This window comes from Stutzerimonas urumqiensis (assembly GCF_003640395.1).
GTDB classification, from domain to species: Bacteria; Pseudomonadota; Gammaproteobacteria; order Pseudomonadales; family Pseudomonadaceae; genus Stutzerimonas; species Stutzerimonas urumqiensis.
In genome coordinates, this window is record NZ_RBZQ01000006.1 from 161568 (window position 1) to 171978 (window position 10411).

Here is a 10411-nt window from a genome sequence, read left to right on the forward strand (position 1 = left end):
GCTTTCGCCCATAATCCGGCGACTCAATCCCGGGCCCCACGGAGCTTCAATGGAGCAATTCCGCAACATCGGCATCATCGGTCGCCTGGGCAGCGCCCAGGTGCTCGACAGCATTCGCCGACTCAAGCGCTTCCTGGCCGAGCGTCATCTGCACGTGATCCTCGAAGAAACCATTGCCGATGTGTTGCCCGGACACGGTCTGCAGACCGCTTCGAAGCAGGTGCTGGGCGAATCCTGCGACCTGGTGATCGTGGTCGGTGGCGACGGCAGCATGCTCGGCGCGGCGCGGGTGATGTGTCGCTATCGTGTGCCGGTGCTAGGTATCAACCGGGGCAGCCTGGGATTTCTCACCGACATCCGGCCCGACGAGCTGGAAGAGAAGGTCGCCGAGGTGCTCAACGGCCAGTACCTGCTGGAGAACCGTTTTCTGCTCGAGGCGCTGGCGCGTCGACAGGAAGACACGGTGGGCGAGGGCGACGCGCTCAACGATGTGGTGCTGCATCCGGGCAAGTCGACGCGGATGATCGAATTCGAGCTGTACATCGACGGCCATTTCGTCTGCAGCCAGAAGGCCGACGGGCTGATCGTCGCCACCCCGACCGGCTCGACCGCCTATTCGCTTTCGGCCGGCGGGCCGATCATGCACCCGAAGCTCGATGCGATCGTGGTGGTTCCGATGTATCCGCATACGCTGTCCAGCCGGCCGATCGTGGTCGATGGAAACAGCGAGCTGAAAGTCGTTGTCTCACCCAACATGCAGATCTATCCGCAAGTCTCCTGTGATGGTCAGAACCACTTCACCTGCGCGCCGGGTGACACCATCACGGTCCGAAAGAAGCCGCAGAAATTGCACTTGATCCATCCGCTCGACCACAACTATTACGAGGTCTGTCGGACCAAGCTCGGTTGGGGCAGCCGCCTTGGCGGAGGCGACTGATGCGGCTCGATCCGGCGCGATGCTACGACCTCATCGGCGACATCCACGGATGTGCGCTGACCCTGGCTCGCCTGCTGGAGCAGCTGGGCTATCGGCGTGAGCATGGCGTGTGGCGCCACCCGTATCGCCAGGCGATCTTCCTGGGCGATCTGATCGACCGCGGCCCGCGCATCCGTGAAGCCTTGCACCTGGTCCATGACATGGTCGACGGCGGCCATGCCCACTGCATCCTCGGCAATCACGAATTCAACGCGCTGGGCTGGTACACGCCGACCCCGCCCGGCAGCGGCAAGTCGTTCGTGCGGGAACACACGCCGCGCTACGAGCGGCTGCTGCGGGACACCTTCGAACAGTTCGACGCGCATCCGCAGGAGTGGCAGGCGTTTCGCGAGTGGTTTCTCGAGCTGCCGCTTTATCTGGACGCGGGAGTGTTTCGCGTGGTGCACGCCTGCTGGGATGGCGCGGTGATCGCGAAGCTGCGCGAGCGACTGGACGAAGGGCGGCTGGACGTCGCCTTTCTGCAGGAAGCGGCCGTCGATGGCAGCTTCGCCTGCACCGCGCTGGATCGCCTGCTGCGCGGCATCGATCTGCCGCTACCCAAGGGTGTCACGCTCACCAGCGAAGAGGGCTTCACCCGAACGGTGTTCCGCACCAAGTTCTGGGAGGAGCGGCCCGAGACCTACGGTGACGTCGTGTTTCAGCCCGACGGTCTGCCCGATCACGCCGCCTGCCTGCCGTTGTCGCCGGCCCAGCGCGATCGCCTGTTCCTCTATGGCCCGGACGAGCCGCCGCTGTTCGTCGGCCACTATTGGCGAAGCGGGACGCCGGCGCCCCTGCGTCCCAACCTGGCGTGCCTGGACTACAGCGCGGTGAAGTACGGCAAGCTGGTGGCCTATCGCTTCGATGGCGAAGCGCGGATCGACCCGGCGAAGTTCTGCTGGGTCGAGGTCGAGCGACCGGAGGCCTGATGCAGATCGCCGAAGCGCTGCGCCTGCCGCTGAGCCAGGATCTCAGCGGATTCGTCAGCCTGCTGCGTCGCCTCGGCGTGCCTCACCGTGTGAGCGAAGAGGCGGGTGAGCAGGTCGTGCGCGTGCCGCAGGAATTCGCCGAGCAGGTGCGCGAGCTGTATGCGCGCTGCCCCGATGGCGAGGGGCTCGGCGTCGAGCCCGCCCGACGCGGCGGCGTGTTGCGCCAGCTGAGGGGCCATCCTCTCTCCGCCCTGATGATCCTCGTCACGCTCGTGGTCGCGGCGATCACGGCGCTGGGCGAGAACCTGGACGCGGTGCGCTGGCTCAGTTTCACTGGTTTTCGCATCGAGGGTGAGTACGCCTACTTCGCGTCGCTGGGCGCGACCCTCGAGGCCGGACAGTGGTGGCGGCTGTTCACGCCGATGTTCATTCACTTCGGCTGGCTGCACCTGGCCATGAACGCGCTCTGGTACTGGGAGCTGGGGCGTCGGATCGAGATCCGCCAGGGTCCGCTGGCGTTGCTGGGTCTCACGCTGCTGTTCGGGTTGGCCTCGAACCTTGCGCAGCACCTGTACGGCGGCGCCGGCATTTTCGGTGGGCTGTCCGGCGTGTTGTACGGCCTGCTCGGTCATTGCTGGCTGTTCCAGAAGCTCGCCCCGAGCCCGGCCTACCGGTTGCCGCCGGGCGTCGTGGTGCTGATGCTGGCCTGGCTGCTGATTTGCCTGACGGGTGTGATCGAGCTGGTCAGCTTCGGCTCCGTGGCGATCGCCAACGCGGCGCATGTCAGCGGTCTGGTTGCCGGGTGCGCGACCGGCATCATCGGCGGTCTGCTGTCGCGCGCCCGTCGCGGCTGAGCGGGTCGCGCTCCCACATCGGGTCCCACGCCGCTAGAATGGCCGCTCGTTTTCAGGAGCTGCCGCATGTCTTCCTTCCTCGATGCCATCCGTACCATCACCCCCGAGATCTACGAGAACCTCAAGCTGGCCGTCGAGCTGGGCAAGTGGGGCGATGGGCGCAAGCTCACGCCCGAGCAGCGCGAACTGTGCCTGCAGGCGATGATCGCCTGGGAGCAGGAAAACCTGCCGGAGGAAGAACGCACCGGTTTCATGGGTACCCAGGAGTGCGGCTCGAAGAAGCAGCCTATTCCCAACGCGCTGTTCACCAACGCCTCCGAAACCCGCCACTGATGCAGGAACTCGCACGCGGTGCCCTCGACAAGATGGCGGTCGAGCTGGGCACGACCGCGCAGTACAGCTTTCGCCTGGGTGAAACCCGGGTGCCGGTCAATCCGCTGATCGGCAAGACGGTGCGACTGGAATACCTCGGGGAAATCCATTGCAGCCACTGCGGGCGCAAGACCCGCAAGAGCTTCAGTCAGGGCTACTGCTATCCCTGCTTTACCAAGCTGCCGCAATGCGACACCTGCATCGTCAGTCCTGAGCGTTGCCATCACGAGCTCGGCACCTGTCGCGATCCGGAGTGGGGCCAGCGCTTCTGCATGACCGATCACATCGTCTACCTGGCCAATTCGTCCGGCATCAAGGTGGGCATCACACGAGCGACACAGCTGCCCACCCGCTGGCTCGACCAGGGCGCCAGCCAGGCGCTGCCGATCCTGCGGGTGGCCACGCGCCAACAGTCCGGCCTGGTCGAAGACCTGCTGCGCAGCCAGGTTGGCGACCGCACCAACTGGCGCGCCCTGCTCAAGGGCGATGCCGAGTCGCTCGACTTGCCGCGAATCCGCGAGCAGGTGCTCGATGCCTGCGCCGAAGGACTGCAGTCGCTGCAAGCACGCTTCGGCCTGCAGGCCGTTCAGCCCTTGCCGGATGCCGAAGTGGTGGAAATTCGCTATCCCGTGACGGTCTATCCTACGAAGATCGTCAGCCTCGATCTGGAGAAGACGCCGGTCGTCGAGGGCACGCTGATGGGCATCAAGGGTCAGTACCTGATGTTCGACACCGGCGTGATCAACGTCCGCAAGTTCACGGCCTACCGCGTGGCCGCCAGCAGCGCCTAGCGAGGCGACGATCGCCACGCGTGCACTCCAGTCACCGTCCAGCGCCCGCCGATGTCCGGGCCGAGCCAAGAGGGTCACCATGCGTACAGAACAGCCGAAAGTCATCCATCTCAAGGACTACCAGGCGCCGGAGTACCTGATCGATGAAACCCACCTGACCTTCGAGCTGCACGAAGACCGCACCCTGGTGCACGCGCAGCTGGTCATGCGGCGCAATCCCGAACGTCCCGGCGAGGCGCTGCCGCCGCTGGAACTGCACGGCCAGGAGCTGGAACTGCTGCACCTGAAGCTGAACGATCGGGAGCTTTCGCCGAGCGATTACCGCCTCGATGACGACGGTCTGACGCTTCAGCCCGACAGCGCCGCCTTCACCCTCGACAGCACCGTGTGCATCCACCCGGAAAGCAACACCGCGCTGGAGGGCCTGTACAAGTCCGGCAAGATGTTCTGCACCCAGTGCGAGGCCGAAGGGTTCCGCAAGATCACCTACTACCTCGACCGCCCGGACGTGATGAGCCGGTTCACCACCACGGTCAGCGCCGACAAGCAGGCCTATCCGATCCTCCTGTCCAACGGCAACCCGGTCGCCAGCGGCGAGGAAGGCGACGGCCGGCACTGGGCGACCTGGGAAGACCCGTTCAAGAAGCCGGCCTACCTGTTCGCGCTGGTCGCCGGCGACCTCTGGTGCGTGGAAGACAGCTTCACCACCATGAGCGGTCGCGAGGTGGCGCTGCGCATCTACGTCGAGCCGGAAAACATCGACAAGTGCCAGCACGCCATGGACAGCCTCAAGCGCTCCATGCGCTGGGACGAAGAGGTCTACGGCCGCGAGTACGATCTGGACATCTTCATGATCGTCGCGGTGAACGACTTCAACATGGGCGCCATGGAGAACAAGGGCCTCAACATCTTCAATTCCAGCGCCGTGCTGGCGAAGGCCGAGACCGCCACCGACGCTGCGCACCAGCGGGTCGAGGCGATCGTCGCGCACGAATATTTCCACAACTGGTCCGGCAACCGCGTGACCTGTCGCGACTGGTTCCAGCTGTCGCTGAAGGAAGGCTTCACGGTGCTGCGCGATGCGCAATTTTCCGCCGACATGAACTCGGCGACGGTCAAGCGCATCGAGGACGTGGCCTACCTGCGCACCCACCAGTTCGCCGAGGACGCCGGCCCCATGGCTCATTCGGTGCGCCCGGAATCCTTCATCGAGATTTCCAACTTCTACACCCTGACGGTCTACGAGAAGGGCGCCGAAGTGGTGGGGATGATCCGCACGCTGCTCGGCCCGGAGGGCTTTCGCAAGGGCACCGACCTGTATTTCGAACGGCATGACGGCCAGGCGGTGACCTGCGACGACTTCGTCGCGGCCATGGAAGACGCCAACGGCGTCGACCTGACGCAGTTCAAGCGCTGGTACAGCCAGGCCGGCACGCCGCGCCTGGCGGTGCGCGAGCAGTACGACCAGGCGGCCGGACGCTACAGCCTCAGCTTCAGCCAGAGCTGCCCGCCGACGCCGGGCCAGCCCGACAAGCAGCCGTTCGTGATTCCGGTCGCGCTCGGCCTGCTCGATGCGGAGGGCAACGACCTGCCGCTGCGGCTGGACGGCGAAGAGGCGGCCGTCGGCACTCACCGCGTTCTGTCGGTGACCGAGGCCGAGCAGACCTTCACCTTCCTCGACATCGCCGAAAAGCCGCTGCCGTCGCTGCTGCGCGATTTCTCCGCGCCGGTGAAGCTGGACTTCCCCTACGGCCGTGACCAACTGATGTTCCTCATGCAGCACGACAGCGACGGTTTCAACCGCTGGGAGGCTGGCCAGCAGCTGGCCGTGCAGGTGTTGCAGGACCTCGTGGCTCAGCACCAGCGTGGCGAGGCGCTGGCGATGGATGCGCGGCTGGCCGAGGCCTTGGCGACGGTGCTGCGCGACGAAACACTGGACCAGGCGATGGTCGCCGAAATGCTGTCGCTGCCGGGCGAGGCCTACCTGACCGAGATTGCCGAGGTCGCGGACGTCGACGCCATCCACGCCGCGCGGGAGTTTGCCCGGCGCGAGCTGGCCGACCGCCTGTTCGGGCCGCTCTACCAGCGCTACATGACCAATCGCGAAGTCTCGCGGCAGACCGAATACGTCGCGTCGGCCGAGCATTTCGCCCGTCGTGCGCTGCAGAACATCGCCTTGTCGTACCTGATGCTCAGCGAGCGTTCGGACGTGCTGGCGCTGTGCCTGGACCAGTTCGATACCGCGGACAACATGACCGAGCGGCTGGCTGCCCTGGCGAACCTGGTGCAATCGCCGTTCGAGGAGAAGCGGGCGCTGGCGCTCGACACCTTTGCCGAGCACTTCAAGGACAACCCGCTGGTTATGGACCAGTGGTTCAGCGTGCAGGCGGCCAACCCGCTTCCCGGTGGGCTGGAGCGCGTGCAGCAGCTGATGCAGCATCCGGCGTTCACCCTGAAGAACCCGAACAAGGTGCGCGCGCTGATCGGTGCCTTCGCCAACCAGAATCCCGTCAACTTCCATCGTGCCGACGGCGCGGGTTACCGCTTCCTCGCCGACCAGGTGATCATGCTCAACGCGCTGAACCCGCAGATCGCCTCGCGCCTGCTGGCGCCGCTGACGCGCTGGCGCAAGTACGACACGCAGCGACAGGCGCTGATGCGGGGCGAACTCGAGCGCATCCTCGCGTCGGGAAGCCTGTCCAGTGATGTCTACGAGGTGGTCAGCAAGAGCCTTGCCTGACCGATCGGCGAGCCAGCGATCCACGCCGGCTCGCCGTCCGTTCCCCCACTCCGCGACCCTTCGCGAGCACCTTCATTCGGCAACCTTTGGCGGCGCCATAAACACCGCTGATCGCAGCTGTGGCGCGGGTTCGAGCGCTTACAAAACATAACGTGCGGCGCATTGTCACCGCTTTCCGCGCGTGGCTAGGATGGCCCCCGTCTGCTACCAGAGCAGGCCCTACTTATAAGAATAAAGGGGGTATGTATGCGTGAGCCCGTGTGGCGCACCCAGTCCGGCCGCATCGCGAACGGCCTTCGCGCGGCGGTGATCCATCGCCGTGTTCCGCTGCTCAGGCTGCTCTCGGTCTGCAGTGTCATTTCCTTCCTCGCCCTGAGTGGGCTACCCGCCCATGCGCAGGAGAGCGATTCGCAGATCCGCTATTCGATCGAATCGAAGAAGGCCGTCAAAAGCCTGCTGCTCGATATCGTGCGGGCCGGTGATCGGCTCGTGGCGGCGGGCGATCGCGGACATATCCTCTATTCCGATGATGGTGGCGCCACCTGGCAGCAAGCCAAGGTGCCGACGCGGCAGATGCTGACCGCGGTCTACTTCGTCGATGACACCCACGGTTGGGCGGTCGGCCACGATGCCCTCATTCTGGCGACCGAAGACGGCGGCCAGACCTGGACCCGACAGTACGAAGAGCGCGAGCGCGAAGCGCCGCTGCTCGACGTCTGGTTCGAGAACCGGCAGCACGGTATCGCCGTCGGTGCCTACGGCGCGCTCCTCGAAACCACCGATGGCGGCAAGACCTGGCACGACATCGCCGATCGGCTCGATAACGAAGATGGCTTCCACCTCAACGCCATCGCGGCGATTCCCGGCGGCGGCGTCTTCATCGTCGGCGAAATGGGTGGCATGTTTCGCTCCGCCGACCAGGGCATGACCTGGGAGCGCGTCGAGTCCCCTTACGAGGGCTCGCTGTTCGGCGTGATCGGCAGCGGCGAACCCGGTGGCGTCATCGCCTTTGGCTTGCGCGGGCATCTGTTCCGTTCGGCCGATTTCGGCAACAGCTGGGAGCAGGTGGAGCTGAACGAAGTCAATGGCGGCTTGCTCGAATCCGGTCTCGCGGACGGCGCGCGCCTGCCCGACGGTCGGCTGGTGGTGGTCGGGCACGGCGGCGCCGTGCTGATCAGCGACGACCAGGGACGCAGCTTCGATGTGCATGCCCGCTCGGACCGGCTTTCGCTCGCCGGTGTGACCTCCGATTCCAAAGGCAACCTGATCCTGGTTGGGCAGGGCGGCGTACGCGTCGCATCGCCAACGGGCGCAGACCAAGCCCAATCGAATTAAGCCGGGAGCCTTTGCATGAAAATTGAGCCCAACAAGCCCTCGTTCCTCGAGCGCCTGATTTTCGATCACCGCCCGGCGGTGATCCTGCTGTGCCTGCTGATCAGCATCTTCCTGTTCTACCAGGCCGCCCAGGTGCGGCCTCAGACCAGCTTCGAGAAGATGATCCCGCTCGGGCATCCCTACATCCAGAACATGCTCGAGCACCGCAACGACCTGGCCAACATGGGGAACGTCGTGCGCATTTCGGTGGAAGCCAAGGAAGGGACGATCTTCTCCAAGGAGTATATGGAGACCCTGCGTCAGATCCATGACGAGGTGTTCTACATCCATGGCGTGGACCGCTCCAACCTGAAGTCGCTGTGGAGCCCGAGCGTCCGCTGGACCGAGGTGACCGAGCAGGGCTTCGCCGGCGGCGAGGTCATTCCGCAGACCTATGACGGATCCCCCGAGAGCCTCGAAGACCTGCGCGATAACATCCTCAAGTCGGGCCAGATCGGCCGTCTGGTGGCGAACAACTTCCAGTCGAGCATCATCGATGTGCCGCTGATGGAGTCCTACCCGGACCCGGAAAACCCCAGCCGCCAGATCGCGCTCGATTACCAGAAGTTCTCCCATGAACTCGAGGAGAAAATCCGCGACAAGTACGAGGCGCAGAACCCGAACGTCGATATCCACATCATTGGTTTCGCCAAGAAGGTCGGCGACCTGATCGATGGTCTGGTCGACGTTGCGATGTTCTTCATCATCGCCATCGGCATCACCCTTGCGCTGCTGATGTGGTTCACCCGCTGCGTCCGCAGCACCATCGCAGTGGTGGTGACCACCCTGGTCGCGGTGATCTGGCAGCTCGGCCTGCTCCATACCTTCGGCTTCGGGCTCGATCCCTATTCGATGCTGGTGCCGTTCCTGGTGTTCGCGATCGGCATCTCGCATGGCGTGCAGAAGATCAACGGCATCGCCATCGCCTCGAGCGATGCCGGTGATTCGCTGACGGCGGCGCGCATGGCGTTCCGCCAATTGTTCATCCCCGGCCTGGTGGCGCTGCTGTCCGACGCAGTGGGTTTCGTCACCTTGCTGCTGATCGACATCGGGGTCATCCGCGAACTGGCGATCGGCGCGTCGCTCGGCGTGGCGGTGATCATTCTGACCAACCTGATCCTGCTGCCGGTGACCATTTCCTACCTCGGCATCAGCAAGCGCGCGATCAAGCAGAGCCAGGAAGACGCCGTGCGCGAGCATCCGTTCTGGCGTGCGCTGTCCGGTTTCGCCAGCCCTAAGGTCGCGCCGATCTCGGTCTTCCTGGCGCTGCTCGCGCTGCTCGGCGGGCTCTGGTACAGCCAGAACCTGAAGATCGGCGACCTCGATCAGGGCGCGCCGGAGCTGCACCCGGATTCGCGCTACAACCTCGACAACGACTTCATCATCCGCAACTACTCGACCAGTTCCGACGTGCTGGTAATCATGGTCAAGACCGCGCCGGAAGGCTGTGCGGCCTATGACACGCTCGCCGCGATGGACGAGCTGATGTGGAAGATGCAGAACACCGAGGGCGTGCAGTCGGCGGTATCGATGGTCACGGTCGCGCGGCAGGGCATCAAGGGCATGAACGAGGGCAGCCTGAAGTGGGAGACGCTGTCGCGTAACCAGTTCGTGCTGAACAACTCGATTGCACGTGCCGAGGGCATGTACAACAACGACTGCTCGCTGGCCCCGGTGATCGTCTATCTCAACGACCACAAGGCCGAAACGCTCGAGCACGTGATCGAGGCCGCCCGTGAGTTCGCCGAGGAGAACAACCGCGAGGGGCTGGAATTCGTGCTCGCCGCCGGCAATGCCGGTATCGAGGCGGCGACCAACGAGGTCATCGCCGAGTCGGAAACCACCATGCTCATCGCGGTCTACGCGGCCGTCGGCTTCATGTGCCTGCTGACGTTCCGCTCCATCGCCGCGACGCTCTGCGTGATGCTGCCGCTGGTGCTGACGTCGATCCTGGGCAACGCGCTGATGGCGTTCATGGGCATCGGGGTGAAGGTCGCGACGCTGCCGGTGATCGCGCTCGGCGTCGGCATCGGCGTGGACTACGGCATCTACATCTACAGCCGGCTGGAAACCTACCTCAAGGCCGGCATGCCGTTGCAGGAGGCGTACTACGAAACGCTCAAGTCGACCGGCAAGGCCGTGCTGTTCACCGGTGTCTGCCTGAGTATCGGCGTGGTGACCTGGGTGTTCTCGGCCATCAAGTTCCAGGCCGACATGGGCCTGATGCTGACCTTCATGTTCCTGTGGAACATGTTCGGTGCGATCTGGCTGTTGCCAGCGCTGGCCCGCTTCCTGGTGCGTCCGGCCAAGATCAAGGCGGCGTAGCGATCAGGCGTTGACCGAACCGCGGCCTTAGGCCGCGGTTTTTTTTGGAT

The 10411-nt window shown here is 64.6% G+C and carries 8 protein-coding genes; all 8 read left to right on the forward strand.

What is annotated here, in order from left to right; all coding sequences use genetic code 11:
- Positions 1-49 precede the first annotated feature (49 nt).
- The 8 genes from D7325_RS13400 (at position 50) to D7325_RS13435 (ending at position 10361) form a co-directional block, all read left to right on the forward strand.
- Positions 50-937 (forward strand): NAD(+) kinase, encoded by an 888-nt coding sequence (locus tag D7325_RS13400; protein ID WP_120996392.1) that lies wholly within the window; start codon positions 50-52, stop codon positions 935-937.
- Positions 937-1905 (forward strand): metallophosphoesterase, encoded by a 969-nt coding sequence (locus D7325_RS13405; protein ID WP_120996394.1) that lies wholly within the window; start codon positions 937-939, stop codon positions 1903-1905. The genes D7325_RS13400 and D7325_RS13405 overlap by 1 nt, the downstream gene beginning before the upstream one ends.
- Complete coding sequence (locus D7325_RS13410) at positions 1905-2759, forward strand: rhomboid family intramembrane serine protease (protein ID WP_425452306.1); 855 nt, start codon at positions 1905-1907, stop codon at positions 2757-2759. Before D7325_RS13405 ends, D7325_RS13410 begins: the two co-directional genes overlap by 1 nt.
- A 66-nt stretch (positions 2760-2825) precedes the next feature.
- The gene (locus D7325_RS13415) at positions 2826-3092 is read left to right on the forward strand and encodes a YeaC family protein (RefSeq protein WP_120996396.1); all 267 of its coding nucleotides are present in this window, start codon (positions 2826-2828) and stop codon (positions 3090-3092) included.
- Positions 3092-3922 (forward strand): DUF2797 domain-containing protein, encoded by an 831-nt coding sequence (locus D7325_RS13420; protein ID WP_120996398.1) that lies wholly within the window; start codon positions 3092-3094, stop codon positions 3920-3922. The genes D7325_RS13415 and D7325_RS13420 overlap by 1 nt, the downstream gene beginning before the upstream one ends.
- 79 nt (positions 3923-4001) lie before the next feature.
- The gene (gene pepN / locus D7325_RS13425; protein ID WP_120996400.1) at positions 4002-6662 is read left to right on the forward strand and encodes an aminopeptidase N; all 2661 of its coding nucleotides are present in this window, start codon (positions 4002-4004) and stop codon (positions 6660-6662) included.
- Positions 6663-6908: 246 nt separating this feature from the next.
- A complete protein-coding gene (locus tag D7325_RS13430) occupies positions 6909-7997 on the forward strand; it encodes a WD40/YVTN/BNR-like repeat-containing protein (protein ID WP_120996402.1) in 1089 nt (362 codons plus the stop codon).
- Between the two features lie 15 nt (positions 7998-8012).
- A complete protein-coding gene (locus D7325_RS13435; RefSeq protein WP_120996404.1) occupies positions 8013-10361 on the forward strand; it encodes an efflux RND transporter permease subunit in 2349 nt (782 codons plus the stop codon).
- Positions 10362-10411: the final 50 nt, after the last annotated feature.

Excerpts from the sequence above, each read along its gene's own strand:
- D7325_RS13400 (WP_120996392.1), top strand. The coding sequence starts at position 50 with ATGGAGCAATTCCGCAACATCGGCATCATCGGTCGCCTGGGCAGCGCC.
- D7325_RS13405 (WP_120996394.1), top strand. The coding sequence starts at position 937 with ATGCGGCTCGATCCGGCGCGATGCTACGACCTCATCGGCGACATCCAC.
- D7325_RS13410 (WP_425452306.1), top strand. The coding sequence starts at position 1,905 with ATGCAGATCGCCGAAGCGCTGCGCCTGCCGCTGAGCCAGGATCTCAGC.
- D7325_RS13415 (WP_120996396.1), top strand. The coding sequence starts at position 2,826 with ATGTCTTCCTTCCTCGATGCCATCCGTACCATCACCCCCGAGATCTAC.
- D7325_RS13420 (WP_120996398.1), top strand. The coding sequence starts at position 3,092 with ATGCAGGAACTCGCACGCGGTGCCCTCGACAAGATGGCGGTCGAGCTG.
- pepN (WP_120996400.1), top strand. The coding sequence starts at position 4,002 with ATGCGTACAGAACAGCCGAAAGTCATCCATCTCAAGGACTACCAGGCG.
- D7325_RS13430 (WP_120996402.1), top strand. The coding sequence starts at position 6,909 with ATGCGTGAGCCCGTGTGGCGCACCCAGTCCGGCCGCATCGCGAACGGC.
- D7325_RS13435 (WP_120996404.1), top strand. The coding sequence starts at position 8,013 with ATGAAAATTGAGCCCAACAAGCCCTCGTTCCTCGAGCGCCTGATTTTC.